This is a genomic window from Pantoea sp. AS-PWVM4 (genome assembly GCF_000468095.1).
Taxonomy (GTDB): domain Bacteria; phylum Pseudomonadota; class Gammaproteobacteria; order Enterobacterales; family Enterobacteriaceae; genus Pantoea; species Pantoea phytobeneficialis.
Genome location: NZ_ASZC01000005.1, coordinates 234,420 through 253,395 on the forward strand (window position 1 = coordinate 234,420; position 18,976 = coordinate 253,395).

General features: G+C 55.2%; 14 protein-coding genes and 3 tRNA genes. 4 read left to right on the top strand and 13 right to left on the bottom strand.

Going from position 1 to position 18,976, the window contains the following annotated elements; translation table 11 throughout:
* Position 1: 1 nt before the first annotated feature.
* The 8 genes from hflK to nnr form a co-directional block, all read right to left on the bottom strand.
* Complete coding sequence (gene hflK, locus L579_RS06995) at positions 2 to 1,243, bottom strand: FtsH protease activity modulator HflK (RefSeq protein WP_021183574.1); 1,242 nt, start codon at positions 1,241 to 1,243, stop codon at positions 2 to 4.
* Between the two features lie 80 nt (positions 1,244 to 1,323).
* The gene (gene hflX, locus L579_RS07000; RefSeq protein WP_021183575.1) at positions 1,324 to 2,604 is read right to left on the bottom strand and encodes a ribosome rescue GTPase HflX; all 1,281 of its coding nucleotides are present in this window, start codon (positions 2,602 to 2,604) and stop codon (positions 1,324 to 1,326) included.
* Between the two features lie 80 nt (positions 2,605 to 2,684).
* A complete protein-coding gene (hfq, locus tag L579_RS07005) occupies positions 2,685 to 2,996 on the bottom strand; it encodes an RNA chaperone Hfq (RefSeq protein WP_021183576.1) in 312 nt (103 codons plus the stop codon).
* Positions 2,997 to 3,098: 102 nt separating this feature from the next.
* A complete protein-coding gene (miaA, locus tag L579_RS07010; protein ID WP_036625591.1) occupies positions 3,099 to 4,049 on the bottom strand; it encodes a tRNA (adenosine(37)-N6)-dimethylallyltransferase MiaA in 951 nt (316 codons plus the stop codon).
* A complete protein-coding gene (mutL, locus tag L579_RS07015) occupies positions 4,042 to 5,883 on the bottom strand; it encodes a DNA mismatch repair endonuclease MutL (protein ID WP_036625594.1) in 1,842 nt (613 codons plus the stop codon). Before mutL ends, miaA begins: the two co-directional genes overlap by 8 nt.
* Positions 5,884 to 5,926: 43 nt before the next feature.
* Entirely contained in the window at positions 5,927 to 7,576 is a 1,650-nt protein-coding gene (gene amiB / locus L579_RS07020) for an N-acetylmuramoyl-L-alanine amidase AmiB (RefSeq protein WP_021183577.1), read from the bottom strand.
* Complete coding sequence (tsaE, locus tag L579_RS07025) at positions 7,573 to 8,049, bottom strand: tRNA (adenosine(37)-N6)-threonylcarbamoyltransferase complex ATPase subunit type 1 TsaE (protein ID WP_021183578.1); 477 nt, start codon at positions 8,047 to 8,049, stop codon at positions 7,573 to 7,575. Before tsaE ends, amiB begins: the two co-directional genes overlap by 4 nt.
* A gap of 3 nt (positions 8,050 to 8,052) precedes the next feature.
* Positions 8,053 to 9,570: a bifunctional ADP-dependent NAD(P)H-hydrate dehydratase/NAD(P)H-hydrate epimerase gene (gene nnr, locus L579_RS07030; protein ID WP_021183579.1), complete on the bottom strand. Its 1,518-nt coding sequence runs from the start codon at positions 9,568 to 9,570 to the stop codon at positions 8,053 to 8,055.
* Here nnr and queG point away from each other — a divergent pair.
* Positions 9,569 to 10,708, top strand: coding sequence for a tRNA epoxyqueuosine(34) reductase QueG (gene queG, locus L579_RS07035; RefSeq protein WP_021183580.1), 1,140 nt, complete (start codon positions 9,569 to 9,571; stop codon positions 10,706 to 10,708). The genes nnr and queG overlap by 2 nt on opposite strands.
* Positions 10,709 to 11,133: 425 nt before the next feature.
* Here queG and L579_RS07040 read toward each other — a convergent pair.
* From L579_RS07040 to orn, 4 genes are all read right to left on the bottom strand, one after another.
* Positions 11,134 to 11,209, bottom strand: a tRNA-Gly gene (locus L579_RS07040).
* A gap of 25 nt (positions 11,210 to 11,234) precedes the next feature.
* Positions 11,235 to 11,310 (bottom strand) — tRNA-Gly (locus L579_RS07045).
* A 26-nt stretch (positions 11,311 to 11,336) separates the two neighbouring features.
* Positions 11,337 to 11,412 (bottom strand) — tRNA-Gly (locus L579_RS07050).
* Between the two features lie 162 nt (positions 11,413 to 11,574).
* A complete protein-coding gene (gene orn / locus L579_RS07055; RefSeq protein WP_021183582.1) occupies positions 11,575 to 12,123 on the bottom strand; it encodes an oligoribonuclease in 549 nt (182 codons plus the stop codon).
* Positions 12,124 to 12,225: 102 nt separating this feature from the next.
* Between orn and rsgA the strand changes: the two genes are divergently transcribed.
* From rsgA to mscM, 3 genes are all read left to right on the top strand, one after another.
* Entirely contained in the window at positions 12,226 to 13,275 is a 1,050-nt protein-coding gene (gene rsgA, locus L579_RS07060) for a small ribosomal subunit biogenesis GTPase RsgA (protein WP_021183583.1), read from the top strand.
* Between the two features lie 217 nt (positions 13,276 to 13,492).
* Positions 13,493 to 14,389, top strand: coding sequence for an archaetidylserine decarboxylase (asd, locus tag L579_RS07065; RefSeq protein WP_021183584.1), 897 nt, complete (start codon positions 13,493 to 13,495; stop codon positions 14,387 to 14,389).
* Positions 14,390 to 14,403: 14 nt separating this feature from the next.
* Entirely contained in the window at positions 14,404 to 17,745 is a 3,342-nt protein-coding gene (gene mscM, locus L579_RS07070) for a miniconductance mechanosensitive channel MscM (RefSeq protein ID WP_021183585.1), read from the top strand.
* Between the two features lie 35 nt (positions 17,746 to 17,780).
* Here the strand turns inward: mscM and mdh are convergent, their stop codons facing one another.
* Positions 17,781 to 18,716, bottom strand: coding sequence for a malate dehydrogenase (gene mdh / locus L579_RS07075; RefSeq protein WP_021183586.1), 936 nt, complete (start codon positions 18,714 to 18,716; stop codon positions 17,781 to 17,783).
* Positions 18,717 to 18,976: the final 260 nt, after the last annotated feature.

An 18,976-nucleotide genomic window follows, 5' to 3' on the forward strand; every position in this document is an offset into this window, starting at 1 on the left:
ATTATTCCCTCCCCATACGCTGGGTATCGTTACGCAGCGCATTAGCGCGACGCTGATCCATGATGCTGCTCGGACTGTACGATGAAGTGTCGCTATTGCTGGCGCTGCTATCTGAAACCGGCGGCAGCTTCATCAAATCGGTATTTTTCTGGCCAGGCTGGCCTGGGGCTGCCTGAGCGCCACGCATCAGCTGATCCAGCGGCAGGACCATCAGGTTGTTGCCACGATCGTTAACCAGCACTTTGCGGGTATGGCTGAGCACGCGTTCCATACTTTCGATGTAGAGACGCTCTCTGGTGATTTGCGGAGCGGCTTTATATTCCGGCAACATGCGAGCAAAACGCGCCACTTCACCCTGCGCTTCCAGCACGGTACGCTCTTTGTAAGCGCGCGCCTCTTCAAGGATACGCTGTGCCTGACCATTCGCGCGCGGCTGTACTTCGTTAGCATAAGCTTCTGCTTCACGTACGTACTGCTCGCGGTTTTCACGCGCGGCAATCGCATCATCAAATGAGGCTTTCACCTCTTCCGGTGGACGTGCCGCCTGGAAGTTCACATCGAGCAGCGTGATACCCATGTTGTATGGACGGATGGTTTCGTCTATTTCACGCTGGGTATCGCTACGCACCACGGTACGGCCTTCCGTCAGGATACGATCCATAGTGGAACGACCAATCACGCCACGCAGCGCGCTGTCAGTTGCCTGGCGCAGGCTATCGTCAGCACTGGTCACGGCAAACAGATAACGCTCCGGATCGGTCACGCGATACTGCACGTTCATTTCCACGCGCACCACGTTTTCATCCGACGTCAGCATCACGCCAGAAGCGGCGAGTTCACGCACCGCCTCCACGTTGACGGCCTGGACATGGTCGATAAAAGTAGGTTTCCAGTTGAGACCAGGCTCAACCAGATGGCTGAATTTGCCGAAACGGGTGACGACGCCGCGCTCCGCTTCTTTAATGGTGTAGAACCCGCTGGCCGCCCAGATGATCACTGCCGCAGCGGCAACGATGCCAACCAATTTGCCACCGCTACCACCGCTGCGCTGGCCGTTGTTGTCACTCTGTTTGCCACCGCCCAGTCCACCGAGTTTTTTACTCAGTTTACGGAAGATATCATCCAGATCAGGTGGTCCCTGATCGCGACCTCCTTTGTTTCCCCCAGAGTTGCCGCCTTGATTATTGCTGCTTCCCCACGGGTCGCGGTCCTGTCCGTTATTACCGGGCTGATTCCACGCCATGTCTCTACTCCATTTATTGTATTTACGTTTTACCTTACAGCCGATGTACAGGCTGTTCCGGTAAATGAGTTGGGCAACGGTCAAACAATATAACTGGCTAGCGACGGCTCTTGTTTACATAAACGACGCCAGTCCACAATCGGCATTCGTACGTGTAAACCTACACTGCCATCATCTTCATTCCACTCTTTCTCAATCGCCTGTAACTGGTAAAAACGACTGCGCAGACGCCCGGCTTCCGGTGGTAAACGCAGATCATACTGCGCAATTTCACCCGCCAGACGTTCTGATAGTGCCTGCCATAATAATGGCAGACCGACACCGGTCTGCGCGGAAAGCCAGACGCGAATCGGTTTGTTCTCTTCATCACGGTCGATACGCGGTTCGAAACCATCCAGCATATCGATTTTGTTCATGATCAGCAGGGAAGGGATTTCATCGGCCTCAATCTCTGCCAACACTTCATTAACTGCCTCGATGTTGTCATTGACGCGTAAATCAGCCGCATCAATCACATGCATCAGTAAGGTGGCCTGACGCGTTTCCTGCAATGTTGCCTTAAACGCCGCCACCAAATCGTGAGGCAGGTGACGAATAAAACCTACCGTATCTGCCAGCACCACTTCCCCCACATCCGCCACATTAAGACGGCGTAAGGTCGGATCCAGCGTCGCAAACAGCTGATCCGCAGCATAAACATCCGCTGACGTGATGGCGTTGAACAGGGTGGATTTACCGGCGTTGGTGTATCCCACCAACGAAACGGTTGGCACATCGGCTTTAGCGCGCGCCTGTCGTCCCTGTTCACGCTGTTTTTCCACGCGCTCAAGACGGGAAAGGATCAGACTGATACGGTTGCGCAGCAAACGACGGTCCGTTTCCAGCTGGGTTTCACCCGGACCACGCAAACCGATACCGCCTTTCTGGCGCTCAAGGTGCGTCCAGCCACGAACCAGACGCGTTGCCAGATGGCGTAGCTGTGCCAGCTCGACCTGCAATTTACCCTCATGGGTACGGGCGCGCTGAGCAAAAATATCGAGAATTAAGCCGGTGCGATCGACAACGCGACATTCGCACAGCCGCTCAAGATTTCGTTCCTGAGCAGGGGATAAGGCATGATCGAATAAAACGACCGATGCTCCACTCGCTTTCACCGCATCGGCAATTTCAACTGCCTTTCCTTCACCGACAAAATATTTGGGATGTGGCGCTTTACGGCTGCCAGTAATAACCTGCAGCGCTTCGACGCCCGCAGAAGAGACAAGAGTTTCAAACTCCTGCAAATCTTCCAGCTCTTTGTCTTGGGAGAACCAGATGTGTACCAGTACGGCCTGCTCACCGGCATCATAACGGTCAAACAAGCTATAACCTCGCTAAAATAAATAACCAGGACGGGAAAACGTTCGCGCTCTCCAGCCCTGGCTTCACGGCAACACAAAAATTATTCTGCGTTATCGCCGTCTTGTTGTGGCTGCGACTGAGCGGCCTGGTTGCTTCCGCCGTGGTGGTAGTTACTGCTTCCGCCGCCCGCATTGTTGCTATGGTGCGATACCGGACGAGAAGGAACCACTGTAGAGATGGCGTGCTTATACACCATCTGGCTAACTGTGTTTTTCAACAAAATAACGAACTGATCGAAGGATTCAATCTGCCCTTGCAGCTTAATACCATTCACCAAATAGATCGAAACCGGTACACGTTCACGACGCAGTGCGTTCAAAAACGGGTCTTGTAATGATTGCCCCTTAGCCATTCTATCTTTTCCTTATATGCTTGTTGTTTGTTACTTTTTGAACCGTGGTTCAGAAAAACTGCGTAAAAAATTTGCGCACGATAACGGATCAATTGTACACAATCATCCCTGCTTCGCACTAACAACCTGAAGCACCGCATTACGCGCTAAATCTGGCTCGTCACTGTCTAACCAGTGCACGTCAGGCCAGCCACGTAACCAGGTCATCTGGCGTTTCGCGAGCTGCCGGGTTGCGCAAATTCCCCGATAAACCATTTCGTTGTAATCGATTTCGCCAGTGAGGTAAGACCACATTTGACGATAACCAACACAGCGAATGGAAGGCATATCCGTATGCAAATCACCTCGTGCAAACAGAGCGCGAGCCTCCGCTTCAAACCCTGACGCCAGCATCTGGTTGTAACGCAACGCAATGCGTTGATGTAGCAATTCGCGATTCGCCGGAGCGATTGCGAACTGATACACGTCGTAGGGTAACGCTTCACCGGATGTTTTTGTCAGTTCCGTTAAAGTTTTACCCGAAATAAAAAAAACTTCCAGTGCTCGCGAAAGTCTCTGCGGATCATTCGGATGAATACGACCACCGGCGACCGGATCGATTTCACACAGCTGACGGTGCAAGGCATCCCAACCTTTCTCCGCCGCCATTTGCTCTATCCGCTGACGCACGTCCGGATCGGCCGAGGGCAGCGGCGACAATCCTTCAAGCAACGCCTTGAAGTAGAGCATGGTTCCACCAACAAGCAACGGAATCTTACCCCTTTGGGTGATTTCCGCCATTTCTGCCAACGCATCACGACGAAACTCGGCAGCGGAATACGCCTCCGCCGGGTCGCGAATGTCCAGCAAGCGATGGGGTGCCTGCGCTAACTCCTCTTCGGACGGCTTCGCCGTGCCAATATCCATCCCGCGATAGATTAAGGCAGAGTCAACGCTAATAAGTTCCACCGGAAGCTGCTGACGCAAAGAAATTGCCAGCGCCGTCTTACCGGAGGCAGTCGGGCCCATCAAAAAAATTGCCTTAGGCCGGCTAGCCTGGTTCAGTTCACTCATGCTTCAACGCGTTAATCGCGCTCTCAATCTCAACGGCCTGTAACAGGCCAGAAGGCGGCGACTTTAACAGTTGCGGGCATAGCCGTTCCAGCTCCGCCAGCAACGTAATCGCCTGCGAGTGATTCCAGTGCGGGGCTTCTGCATTGTCACGACGGGCCAGCCACTGGGCCAGTGCGAACGCAGAAACCTCTTGCTGCCGGGCGAGATAGCCTAACAGTTCTGGAATCAAGATTTGTAAATTTTGTGTGCGTAACGGTAAAGGCACCGCGCGGAGCGTCACATGCTGCCCTTCCCGTTGTAAATCAATGCCCATCGCCGTTAACAATGCCGCTTGTCGGTCAATTACCGCCATCTCCTCCGCCGCGACTTTCAGCCTGACAGGGATCAGTAACGGCTGTGGTTTCAGCCCTTCTTCTCCAGGTTGCAACTGGGCCTGTTTTAGCCAACGCGCGGCCACCGGTAAAGAGAGTAATTGCAGCGTATCGCCACGCTCCAGCAAGGCATAACATTGACGAACTACGCTCAGTACCCGCCCAAAGCTTTGCACATGAGCCGCAAGCGGTGTTTCGCTTGCGGGTTTAGGCACGGGGGCCGGGACGGATGGCGCTTTTGCCGGCGTCGGCACGCTGACCGGCGTTTGTATCAGTTTCTGATAGGCCGCCCCTTCACGCGTGCTATAGCCTGGCTCTTGCGACTGCCAGCCACCGCCCGCCGCGCCTGAGCGACGTGGCGTTGCCGCTGGCTGGGAAAAATGATTTCCGCCCGCCGCCTGCCGGTTCTCCGGCTGCCACTGTGGCGCAGGTTCTTCTGCGTGTGCAATCGGTAATTCAGCAGCACGGCTGGCCTGTAAGGCGCTCATCACCCCTTGCCAGATAAAATCATGGACCAGACGTGACTGGTGAAAACGGACTTCGTGCTTGGCCGGATGAACGTTAACATCCACCTGGTGCGGATCAATTTCCAGATAAAGCACGTAAGCCGGTTGCTGCTCATCACCTAACTGGGTTTGATAGGCCTGGCGAATGGCGTGATTGATCAGCTTATCGCGCATCATACGGCCATTGACGTAGCAATATTGCAGGTCCGTCACCTGACGTGAACCGGCCGGATCAGCCACCCAGCCGCGCAGGGCCAAATCATCATGCTGCCAGTCAATCCTCAGCGCATGCTGCATAAAGGTGGTGCCGCAAATCGCCCCAAGTCGGCGCTCACGCTGTGCATCCTGAGTCACACCACGGTACTGGCGCATCAACTTACCGTTATGGCTGAGCGAGATCGCCACATCGAAACGCGCCAGCGCAATACGACGAATCACTTCATCAATGTGGGTAAACTCGGTTTTCTCCGTACGCATGAATTTGCGGCGGGCCGGGGTGTTGTAAAACAGGTCGAGGACTTCCAGCGTGGTGCCAACCGGATGTGCCGCCGGTTTAACCGTGACCGCCATATCCCGCCCTTCGGCGTAGGCCTGCCAGGCTTCGGTTTGCTCTTCGGTACGTGAAGTGAGCGTCAGGCGGGACACCGAACTGATACTGGCGAGCGCTTCGCCACGGAAGCCCAGGCTGACAATGGCTTCGAGATCGTCCAGCGAGGCAATTTTGCTGGTTGCATGTCGCGCCAGTGCCATCGCCAGTTCATCTTTAGCTATCCCACAACCGTTATCACGAATGCGGATTAACTTTGCGCCGCCCTTTTCGATGTCCACATCGATACGCGTGGCCCCGGCATCGAGGCTGTTTTCCACCAGCTCTTTCACCACCGATGCCGGACGCTCCACCACTTCGCCTGCGGCGATCTGGTTTGCCAGCTGTGGCGGTAAAATCTGTATAGGCATGGTGGTGATCCTTGTAGCTGGCTGGCCCACCAGGGGCCAGCAATCAGGATTGCGGGATTTTCAGAGTTTGCCCCAACATCACGTTAGAGGACTTCATATTATTGGCCTGCATGATGGCATTGGGGCTAACGCCATAATGGGCGGCAATTGCGGTTAACGAGTCACCGCGCACTACCTTATGGCGAACCGGACCACGCGAGGCACTTGCGGTGACGGTCGATTTCGCCGGCACCTTCAGGCGTTGCCCAACCCAAACCACATCACGTTTCAGGCTGTTCATCTCGCGCAGCGTTGCCATACTGACACCGTATTTTGCGGCAATACCTGACAAGGTTTCACCACGCGTCACGGTATGGCGTTGTGTCGCACCCGTATATTGCACCGTGCCTGTCGCCGGATTACTGGCGACGCTTACCACTGGCGCGTTATCCAGCGGGCGGTTTTCTTCCCTGGGGACCGATTGCAACGGGTGCGCCAGGAAGTAATTACGTAACCCTTTATAAATCGACTGGGCAATCTTCTCCTGATAAGCGCTACTGCCCAGCAGCCGCTCCTCAGTCAAATTACTGATAAAGCCGGTTTCGACCAATAAAGAAGGGATATCCGGTGAACGTAATACGCCGAGGCTGGCATGCTCAGGCAGACGTTTATGCAACGGCGTGATGCCACGCAACTGCTGCAACACCTTCACCGCCACATCATAGCCAACGCGCTGCGAATGGCCGAATTGCAGATCCAATACCGCCTGACTCAGATAGGGATCGGCCTGGGTATTCGCCAGCAGATCGCCTGCGCCGCCCAGCAGTTCTGATTGTTTCTCTTTCTGTTCCAGCCAGTTTGCCATTTCGCTGTTCGCGCGACGGTTGGATAGCACCCACACCGAGGCGCCGGTTGCTGAGTGGCTGGGTGCCGCATCGGCGTGAATGGATACCAGCAGGTTGGCGTTTTCTTTGCGCGCAACGTCAGAGCGGCCCATCACCGAGATAAAGTAGTCACCGGTACGCGTCAGGACCGGTTTAAACATGGGGTCCTGATCCATCAATGCTTTCAATTTACGTGCGATGGCGATGGTGACATTTTTCTCATGCAAACCACGCTGCCCGGTCGCACCGGGGTCCTGGCCGCCGTGACCGGCATCAATCGCGACGATCACCGGTTCGTTACGACTCACCGCGCCACCGGGACGGATGGTGGTATTACTGCTGCTGACCGTGGTTACCGGGTTAGCGTTAAACGGATTTCCCTGACTGCTGCTCGTGGTTTCGCGCACCGAGCTGACCGGTGCCGCATTGCGTTTCGCCGTTTGCGTACCGCGAATGGTGAACACCACGCGATACTGATTGCCATCACGCTGAGTCGTTGCGCGGGTACGCGCAGCCTGGGTTAATTCAAATACCAGACGAATGCTCTGCTTATCTTGTGGCTTACTGTTACGGATACGCTTAACGATATTTTCGCCGCTGAACGTCAGCGGCAATCCCTGAATATTGCCGCTCTGGCGGATATCCAGTACCACGCGATCGGGGTTGTGCAACGGAAAGAAACCATAAACAGGCTGGCCATTAAAGCTCAGGGTGACCGTCGCCTGACTGTCACCGTTATCGACTTTGATATCGGCTAATGTGGCGGCCAGCGCCGAGGTGGAGAACAGACAGAGCAGCGCCAGCAACGCCATTTTCATCCGTGACATCATGCCTGATCCCTGCACTGCTGGAACTGTTGCAACAGGGTTTCGCCCTGCGCTGAAACTGCCTGGAGTTCTGCTTCACGCGCATTGTCAACGTAACGCAATGTCAGCGCCAGGTCCGGTTCAGGTAAGACACCCGCACCCTGCTGTGGCCATTCAACCAGGCAAATGGCATCGCCGCTGAAATAGTCGCGAATTCCCATAAACTCCAGTTCTTCCGGATCGGCCAAACGATACAGGTCGAAGTGGTATAACGTACGGCTATCCAGCGTATAGGGTTCGACCAACGTATAAGTCGGGCTTTTAACATTGCCCTGATGGCCCAGCGCCTGCAAAAAACCACGACTGAATGTCGTTTTACCCGCGCCCAAATCGCCATATAAATAAATCACCAGCGCGCTGTTGCATACGCGAGCCAGCTGCGCGCCAAGTTCAAGAGTTGCCGCTTCATCGGGCAAAGAAATAACACAGGTCTTCATTCTTTATTGTTGGATCATCTCTGGATTAACAAACTGCCACAGCAGCTCGAACAAATCAGTGGCCAGCATACCGCGTGTACCGCGCTGGCGGGCAACGGCGTCCGCTGCTGCACCATGCGCCACGCAGCCTGCACAGGCCGCATTAAACAGGGCCAGTTTCTGGCCCATCAGCGCGGCAATAATGCCGCTTAATATATCGCCCATACCGCCAGAGGCCATACCGGCATTGCCAACATCGGCAATGACCAGGTCTCCCTGGTCATCAGCGATCACCGTACCCGCCCCTTTCAACACCACGACGCCGCCGTAGCGTTTGACCAATGTCTGGGCGGCATGGATGCGGTCGCTCTCAATTTCGCTGGTCTTGACGCCCAGCAGACGCGCCGCTTCGCCGGGATGCGGCGTAATGATGCGATTCTGACGGTAATCCGCATTGATTGCCAGCAGGTTGAGCGCATCCGCATCCCAAAGCATCGGCTTTTCGCAGGCTACAACCGTTTTCAGCGCCTGTTTACCCCAATCGCGCTGGCCTAAGCCAGGGCCAATGGCAATCACATCCGCCCATTCCAACGCCTGCTGTAGCCGTTCTTCGACCAGCGCATCCACCATCAGTTCCGGTCGGGCGGTCAGTATTGGCGCGATATTATCTTCATGCGTCAGTACGCGCACAAGCCCTGCCCCGGCACGCAATGCTGCTTCTGCCGTCATGCGAATCGCGCCCGCCGTCCCCCGATCCCCGCCAACCACCAGTAAACGACCATGATCGCCCTTATGCGAGGTGGCTTTGCGCGGCTTCAGCCAACGAGAGAGGTCCTGAGCATCAACACGCTGCATCGGTGCCGGGTTACCCGCAAGAAAGGCCGACAGCCCCAGCTCATCGACATGTAATTGCCCGATATAATCACGCGCTTTGCCAGTGAGTTGTCCGGGTTTCAACACAATCATGCTTAAGGTATGCGCGGCCAGCATAGTCGCCCCCGGTGCCGTACCGTTGGCTGCCACCAGCCCAGAAGGCATGTCGATTGCCAGCACCGGTGCCGCATGATCATTGGCGAGCGTAATCAGATGGTCATAAGGTGCAGCAGGCGCACGGTTCAGCCCGGTGCCGAGCAGAGCATCAATGATCACCTCAACCTGTTCCGGCCAGCAGGCATCGGCTGCATGAATCACTCCGCCTGCCGCCAGCCATGCTTCGCGCGCTTGCTGCGCTTCTTCCGGTAGCGGTTTGCTGCCTTCACACGCCAGCAGCGTGACCGTGATGCCTGCCGCTTGCGCCAGCCGCGCCACCACATATCCATCGCCACCGTTGTTGCCGTGCCCGCAGAGAACCAACCAGTGGCTGGCTTGAGGCCATAAGCGACGTGCCAGTTCATAGCTGGCCTGCCCGGCGCGCTGCATCAGTTCATACAGGGTCAGTCCCAGGCTGTCGGCGGCATCGCGCTCCAGTTTTCCTATCGCCTGCGCAGGCCAGACAGAGTGTGATAAACTGCGCGTGTTAGCGTTCAATTCCTGGTTTCTCATGTCATACCCTCTCGATCTTCAACAGCTTGCTCAACAGATTAAACTCTGGGGGCGCGAACTCGGCTTCCAGCAAGTCGGTATTTGCGATACCGATCTCAGCCTTGAAGAACCCAGGTTGCAGGCGTGGCTGGATAAACAATACCACGGCGAGATGGAGTGGATGGCGCGTCATGGCATGATGCGTGCGCGTCCCCATGAGTTACTACCCGGCACATTGCGGGTGATCAGCGTTCGTATGAATTACCTGCCAGCCAAAGCAGCCTTCGCCAGCACGCTGAAAAATCCGCAACTGGGTTATGTCAGCCGCTATGCGCTGGGCCGCGATTATCACAAAGTATTACGCAATCGACTGAAAAAGCTCGGGGAAAAGATTCAGGAGCAGTGTGGCGAGCTGAATTTCCGCCCATTTGTTGATTCCGCCCCGCTGCTGGAACGTCCACTGGCAGCCAAAGCAGGCCTGGGCTGGACCGGCAAACATTCACTGATTCTCAACCGTGAAGCGGGTTCGTGGTTTTTCCTCGGCGAGTTGCTGATCGACTTGCCGTTGCCAGTAGATACCCCGCAGGAAGAACAGTGTGGCCGTTGTGTCGCCTGTATGACCATCTGCCCGACATCAGCGATTGTCGAGCCGTACACCGTGGATGCGCGACGTTGCATCTCTTACCTGACCATTGAACTGGAAGGTGCCATCCCGGAAGAGTTTCGCCCGCTGATCGGCAACCGTATCTATGGTTGCGACGATTGCCAGTTGATTTGTCCGTGGAACCGCTATGGGCAACTCACCGACGAAGACGATTTTTCACCGCGTGCCGTGCTGCATGCACCACCGCTCACCACGCTGTTTATGTGGGATGAAGCAAAATTTTTGCGCGTGACTGAAGGGTCGGCCATTCGCCGTATTGGACATCTGCGTTGGTTGCGTAACGTAGCGGTGGCATTGGGCAATGCGCCCTGGTCAGAAGAAAATATCGCCGTGCTGCAACAGCGTTCAGGACAGCATCCCTTGCTGGATGAACATATCGATTGGGCGCTGGCTCAACAGCGCGAGAAGCGTGCCGCTCTTAAAGTTGAGGTCCAGCCTGCACAGAAATTGCGTCTGGTACGAGCGATTGAAAAAGGTCTGGCGCGTGATGCGTGATTGAACAAATTTGCAGGATAAAATCCTTTTCCACATGCTGTGAATAAAATTATCAGGCCGATTAGCGGGATGCCCCGTTATATCGTCCAGTAAGTTTAACAACAGTCTGAAACATGAAAAAATAGATTAAAATCAATAAATTATAAATTTATCGTAAACATTTATACATACATTAAGATATAAGCAATCGTCCAGAGCCTGTGGATAACTCTGTTCAAAACGGTTTTGCATATAGGGTAAAACGCCGTCTGAATGCACCGGGCAGATTGTGGATAACCTGCTGGCCGATCAAGGCAGCGACTGTCGTCAGTTCATCAATTTTTGACTTTGCAGCATTGCGCAAACTTTCCAGAAAACGGTTTGGCTGCCACAGTTTTAGTTTTGCTCGTGACCGAAGACAAATAACTTAAATGAATATTCAAAACTGGAGCGGGAAACGAGACTCGAACTCGCGACCCCGACCTTGGCAAGGTCGTGCTCTACCAACTGAGCTATTCCCGCGTAGGAGGTACTGCTATACAAATTTTGGAGCGGGAAACGAGACTCGAACTCGCGACCCCGACCTTGGCAAGGTCGTGCTCTACCAACTGAGCTATTCCCGCATAGGAGGTACTGCTGAACCAAATTTTGGAGCGGGAAACGAGACTCGAACTCGCGACCCCGACCTTGGCAAGGTCGTGCTCTACCAACTGAGCTATTCCCGCATCATCTTGGTTCTGGCCGCACCGAAATTCTTCATCGGTACGGGGTGCGCATTATACGAGAAATCCTTTCCATCGCAAGAGCCTGAAAGCAAAATTTTGCGCTTTCTGCGCGTTTGCCGATTAATTCAGCAACCTGCTGTTTTCCTGCGCACCCGAAGGCGATTAAAGCTGCAAAAAATGCTCGCGGTAATACGCCAGTTCCGCCACGGACTCGCGGATATCATCCAATGCCTGATGGCTGCCGCTTTTTTTGAAGCCTGGCAGGATGTCTGGCTTCCAGCGACGCGCCAACTCTTTCAGGGTACTGACATCGAGATAACGGTAGTGGAAATAAGCCTCCAGCTCCGGCATATATTTGAACAGGAAGCGACGATCCTGACCGATGCTGTTGCCACAAATCGGCGAGGTATTAGCAGGCACCCACTGTTGCAAAAATTCGATAGTCGCCAGTTCTGCGGCACGATCGTCAAACTGGCTGGCCTTCACGCGATCCACCAGACCGCTGTTGGTATGGGTACGCACATTCCAGTCATCCATCAGCGCCAACTGGGCATCGGACTGATGTACCGCCATCACCGGCCCTTCCGCCAGAATATTCAGATTGGCATCCGTTACCAGCGTAGCGATCTCAATGATGCGATCGCGTTCTGGATCCAGCCCGGTCATTTCGAGGTCGATCCAAATCAGATTATTTTCATTTCCAGCTGTCATGCATTTTCCGCCCGTTGCCAAAGTCGTCATTACACTAAATTAAGGTGTATCATAGACGTTTTGCCCAGCGGGGCGAAGCCTGGCGAAAGCGTGAGAGGATGCGTGAGCAAAAATAAACTGTCGAAGGGTCAACAACGTCGCGTAAGCGCGAACCATGAGCGTCGTCTGAAGCAACGGAGCGAAAAGCCGGAACCGGATGATAGCCTGTTTGGGGAGCCAACCGATGGCGTAGTGATCAGCCGCTTCGGCATGCACGCAGACGTTGAAGACAGCGCAGGCGAGGTACATCGCTGCAATATTCGTCGCACCATTCGATCGCTGGTTACCGGCGATCGCGTGGTCTGGCGTGCGGCCAATGAGAACGGCGGCAAAGGGATCGTCGAAGCGGTATACGATCGTACCAGCGTATTGACGCGCCCCGACTTCTACGACGGCGTCAAACCGATCGCCGCCAATATCGATCAGATCATTATCGTGTCGGCGATCCTGCCTGAGTTGTCACTTAACATCATCGATCGTTATCTGGTCGCCAGTGAAACCCTGGGGATCGAGCCACTGCTGGTATTGAACAAAACCGATCTGCTGGACGATGAAGCGCGTGCTTTTGTTGATGAACAGATGGCGATTTACCGCCACATTGGTTATCGCGTCCTGATGGTGTCCAGCCGCGCCAAAAACGGCCTCGATGAGCTGGAGGCTGCGTTAACCGGACGTATCAGCATCTTTGCCGGGCAGTCCGGTGTCGGCAAATCCAGCCTGCTGAATGCGCTGCTGGGCCTCGATGTCGCGGGTGATGAGATCCTGACTAACGACGTGTCGGATGTTTCAGGTCTTGGCCAGCACACCACCACTGCCGCACGCTTGTACCATTTCCCGCACGGCGGCGATGTGATTGATTCGCCGGGTGTACGCGAATTTGGTTTATGGCACCTGGAGCCGGAACAAATCACCCGTGGATTTGTCGAATTCCGTGAGTTTCTTGGCAGTTGCAAGTTTCGCGACTGCAAGCACGGCAATGATCCCGGCTGTGCTATTCGTGAAGCGGTAGAGAACGGCATCATCGATGCTTCTCGCTTCGATAACTACCACCGAATTCTGGAAAGTATGGCGCAAGTAAAAACGCGTAAAAACTTTTCCGCCAGCGAAGATTAACGGTTATACCCAAAATCATTCGAACGGCAGGAAGGCGGCAAACGAGTGAATCCCAGGAGCTTACTCAGGTAAGTGACTGGGGTCAGCGAGCCCAGCCAACGCACCTGCCGTTTGAAGGATGAAGGGTATACAACGGCACATTCGCCAACTGACCGGGGCGCTGCTACAATCCGCCCCCTTTTGTATAAACGATGTGTAATAAAGCCAGGAGGCTAAGGTGTTTGATCGTTTTAAGCTCGGCCTGAATCATATTCTGCCTAAGAAAGGACTGACCGAACTTGCCGGTTGGGGTGCCAGTCGTCGTGGTGGCTGGCTGACCAAAGCGGTCATCGATATTTTTGTCTGGTACTACAAAGTGGATATGGCGGAAGCCAGCAAACCAGACACCGCCAGCTATCGCACCTTTAATGATTTCTTCGTGCGCCCGTTAAAAGAGGGGGCTCGCCCGATCGATCCCGATGCCACGCTGCTGGCTCTGCCTGCCGATGGTGCCATCAGTCAGTTAGGTCGCATCGAAGGGGATCAGATTTTCCAGGCCAAAGGCCATTACTACTCGTTGCAGGCACTGCTGGCGGGTAATGATGCACTGGCGGAACAGTTCCAGGACGGTGAGTTTGTCACCACTTACCTCGCCCCGCGTGATTATCACCGGGTACATATGCCGTGTAACGGTATCCTGCGCGAAATGATTTACGTGCCAGGCGACCTTTACTCCGTCAACCCTCTGACCGCGCGTAACATTCCAAACCTGTTTGCACGTAACGAGCGCGTGATTTGTGTGTTCGATACCGATCATGGTCCGATGGTACAGATTCTGGTTGGTGCAACCATCGTGGGAAGTATCGAAACCGTTTGGGCCGGTACCATCACGCCGCCACGCGAAGGGGTGATCAAACGCTGGCACTACCCGGCAGCCGATCATGATGGCGCAGTGGTGCTGCTGAAAGGCCAGGAAATGGGACGCTTCAAGCTGGGTTCCACCGTCATCAACCTGTTTGCCCCGAAGCGCGTCAAACTGGCAGAGAGCCTGGAAGCGGAGAGCAAAACCCGTCTTGGTCAGCCGCTGGCTATCGCACTGCCACAGCAGGGTGAAACCACCCCGCTCGCCGACTAACAGGACAACTCCCTGTGCGTGCCTTTCTTATCCTGCTGCTGAGTTTGTGGCTCAGCAGCCCTGTTTTTGCGGCCACCGTGCCGCAAGCCAGTGACCTGAAACAGGAGCTGGATGCCGTCAAATCCGCCAAAAGCTCCCCTGCCCAAACCGAACAAATTCAGACACTGGAAACGGCACTCAATTTCCTTGCTGAACGCGATGATTCGCTGGAGCGGGCAAAGCAATATCAGCAGGTAATTGACGACTTCCCCCGTCTGGCGCGAGAACTGCGCCAGCAACTCGCCAGCATGACCACTGAGAGCAGCAAAACGGTGCGCAACAATATGAGCAGCACCGAACTGGATCAGGAGATTTTGCAGGTCAGCAGTCAGTTACTGGAAGAGGGACGTCAGGCACAGCAGGAGCAGGATCGCGCACGCGAAATCAGCGATTCGCTGTCGCAGTTGCCGCAGCAGCAGACCGAGGCGCGCCGGGCCATGACGGAGAGCGACCGTCGCGTGCAGGGCGCATCAACCGCCACCACCCCGCAGGAACAGGCCCAGATCTATGCACGTCAGGCGGAGAACGCCGCCAACAAAGCGCGTGTGGATGAACTGGAACTGGCGCAACTCTCCGCCAATAACCGTCAGGAATTGGCGCGCATGCGTGCCGAAGTGCATCAACGTCAGGCCTCACAACTGGATAATTACCTGCAAGCGCTGCGCAATCAGTTGAATAATCAGCGCCAGCGTGAGGCTGAACAGGCACTGGAACGTACCGAGCAACTGGCGGAAAACAGCGGCGATCTGCCCAGCGCCATTAGCGAACAATTCCGGGTAAACCGTGAGCTGTCTGCTGACCTTAATCAGCAGGCACAACGCATGGATTTGGTCGCCTCGCAGCAACGCCTGGCGACCAATCAGACGTTGCAAGTCCGTCAGGCGCTGAGCACCCTGCGTGAGCAATCGCAATGGCTGGGCGCATCGAACCTGTTGGGCGAGGCCTTGCGCGCGCAGGTGGCGCGTCTGCCGGATATGCCCAAATCACAGCAGATCGACAACGAAATGGGCCAGTTGCGCGTACAACGGCTCCGTTATGAGGATTTGCTGGAGCGTCAGCAGGCATTACGCAAAGAGAAGCAGGATGATGGCACGCCTTTCACCAGTGAACAGAGCCGCATTCTGGAAGCCCAGCTGAAAACTCAGCGCGAGTTGCTTAACTCCTTAATTTCCGGCTGCGATACGCTGATTCTGGAAATCACCAAACTCAAAGTTTCCAATACCCAGCTACAGGATGCACTGACGGAAGTGCGCGATGCCACCCATCGTTATCTGTTCTGGACCGCTGATGTCAGTGCGGTTGACCTGAGCTTTCCGGTGGATACCGCACAAGCCCTGGCAAGGCTGTTATCGCTTGATACGCTGGGCCAGTTAGGCAAAGCACTGGCGATGATGTTTACCAGCAAGGAAACGGTGCTACCGATTCTGGGAGCCGTGCTGCTGGTTGGGTTCAGCATCAGTTCACGCCGCCACTATCATGCTTTTCTGGCACGAGCCGCCAGCAAAGTGGGCAAGGTGACACAGGATCACTTCGGCCTGACAATGCGCACGGTGTTCTGGTCGATTCTGGTCGCCGTGCCGATTCCGGTGTTATGGGCGGCCCTCGGTTATGGTTTGCAGGAAGCCTGGCCCTACCCGATAGCGGTGGCAATTGGCGATGGCATCACCGCCACGCTGCCTCTGCTGTGGGCGTTTATGATCAGCGCCTCTTTTGCCCGCCCCAATGGCCTGTTTGTCGTGCATTTCCGCTGGCCTCAGGCGCGCGTGGCACGCGCAATGCGTTATTACTCGCTTACCGTTGGCCTGATTGTGCCGTTGATCATGCTGTTGATCGCTTTTGCCAACCTGGAAGATCGTGAGTTCTCCTCGACGCTTGGCAGGCTGTGCTTCATCCTGATTTGCGGTGCATTAAGCATCGTGACCGTTAGCCTGAAGCGCGCCGGCATCCCGCTGTACCTGGATAAAGAAGGCAACGGCGATAACTTTATCAACCGCATTTTGTGGAACCTGATGATCGCCATTCCACTGGTTGCGGCCCTCGCCTCCTGCATTGGCTATCTGGCGACTGCGCAGGCACTGCTGGCACGCCTGGAAACTTCCGTCGGCATCTGGTTCTTCCTGCTGGTGATTTACCATATTGTTCGCCGTTGGATGTTAATCCAACGCCGCCGTATCGCCTTTGACCGCGCTCGCCAGCGTCGTGCAGAGATGCTGGCCAACCGTGCGCGCAGTGAAGAGGATAAAGAGCAGCCTGCCACCAGCATTGAGGGCGTGGGAGTGGAAGCGGATGAACCCATCATCGATCTGGATGCTATCAGCGCCCAGTCGCTGCGCCTGGTTCGTTCGATCCTGACCCTGATTGCCCTGGTGTCAGTGATTGTGCTGTGGTCGGAGATTCACTCGGCGTTCGGTTTCCTCGAAAATATCCGCCTGTGGGATGTCAGCACCACGGTGCAGGGTGTGGAAAGCATCCAGCCAATTACCCTCGGTTCGATTCTGATCGCCATTCTGGTGCTGATTATTACCACCCAGTTGGTGCGCAATATGCCTGCGCTGCTGGAGCTGGCGCTGTTGCAGCACCTGAGCCTGACGCCAGGCACCGGCTACGCCATCACCACGGTGACCAAATATATCCTGATGCTGATTGGCGGACTGATTGGCTTCTCGATGATTGGCATTGAATGGGCGAAGCTGCAATGGCTGGTCGCCGCGCTGGGTGTTGGTCTGGGCTTCGGTTTACAGGAGATTTTCGCCAACTTTATTTCTGGCCTGATTATCCTGTTCGAGAAGCCGATTCGTATCGGCGATACCGTCACCATCCGCGATCTCACCGGGAGTATCACCCGCATCAATACCCGTGCGACCACCATCACCGACTGGGATCGCAAAGAGATTATCGTGCCGAATAAGGCGTTTATTACCGAGCAGTTCGTTAACTGGTCGCTTTCCGATTCGGTGACGCGTGTGGTGCTGACTATCCCGGCACCGGCTGGGGTGAATAGCGACGAAGTGACCTTGATCCTGAAACAAGCGGCCGAACGCTGTACCTATGTACTGGATACGCCGCCCCCGGACGTGTTCCTTGTCGATCTGCAACAAGGTATCCAGTTGTTTGAACTGCGAGTCTACGCCGCCGAAATGGGCCACCGCATGCCGCTACGCCATGAACTGCATCAGCTGATTTTGCATGGTTTTGCCGAGCACGGTATCGAAATGCCCTTCCCGCCTTTCCAGGTTCGTATGGAAACCCTGGGCAAGAAAAGCCCGGCCAGCAATGGCACACCTGCGGCACGTAATTATAAGTCGGGTGGATTGTAAAAATGAGGTGCGCAGTGGATGCGCACCTGGTCAGTTTATTTCACAAACTCTTCGCCCTGAGCGATATCTTTCTTCAGCGTATCCAGCATGCCGGTTAACGCCTGTTGCTCAAAGGCGCTGAGCGGTCCGAGTGGACGGCGCTCCACGATACCGGTTTTGCCCAACAACAGTGGCTGCGAGAAGAAACGCGCGTATTCGCCATCCCCTTCCACATAAGCACATTCGACCACGTTCGCTTCCCCTTGCATGGCGCGTACCAGCGACAGGCCGAAACGTGCCGCAGCCTGACCCATTGACAGGGTCGCTGAGCCGCCACCGGCTTTGGCTTCCACCACTTCCGTACCGGCGTTTTGGATACGTTTGGTGAGATCCAACACTTCCTGCTCACTAAAGCTAACGCCTTTGACCTGCGACAGCAGCGGCAGAATGGTGACGCCAGAATGCCCCCCGACCACGGGTACGTCGATCTCGCCGGGTTGTTTGCCTTTTAACGCCGCAACAAAGGTGTTGCCGCGGATAATATCCAGGGTAGTTACGCCAAACAGCCGGTTTTTGTCATACACACCCGCTTTCTTTAGCACCTCTGCCGCAATCGCCACCGTGGTGTTAACCGGGTTAGTGATCACGCCAATTAAGGCCTTGGGTGCAGTGCTCGCCACCTGCTCAATCAGGTTACGAACAATGCCTGCGTTAACGTTAAAGAGGTCGGCGCGGTCCATGCCGGGTTTACGTGCCACTCCGGCGGAAATCAGCACCACATCGGCTCCCTTCAGTGCGGGCGTGGCATCTTCACCACTAAAACCCTCAACTTTCACTGCGGTAGGAATATGGCTGAGATCCACAGCCACACCCGGCGTAACCGGGGCGATGTCATAAAGCGAAAGGGCTGAACCTGCGGGTAATTGGGTCTTAAGCAACAGTGCTAGCGCCTGGCCAATACCACCAGCGGCACCGAGAACGGCAACTTTCATCCTGGACTCCTTATTAAGGTGGGGCAGAGATCTGCCGGGTTTCCATCGGGTTACGAGTTTAATCAACTTCTCAGGCGATAGCGACAATACCCGTCGCGCTATTAACACTGACGCCGCAATACGGCTCCCGAGACATCCACACTTCAGAAGTCGCCTGAATGATCATAGGTCGCAGCCAGAAGACAGGGGTCGGCAATGATCAGTCATTTTGTTGTTACCACTTCAATAATATAACAACATTGCAACCTTCGCTTTTGCGC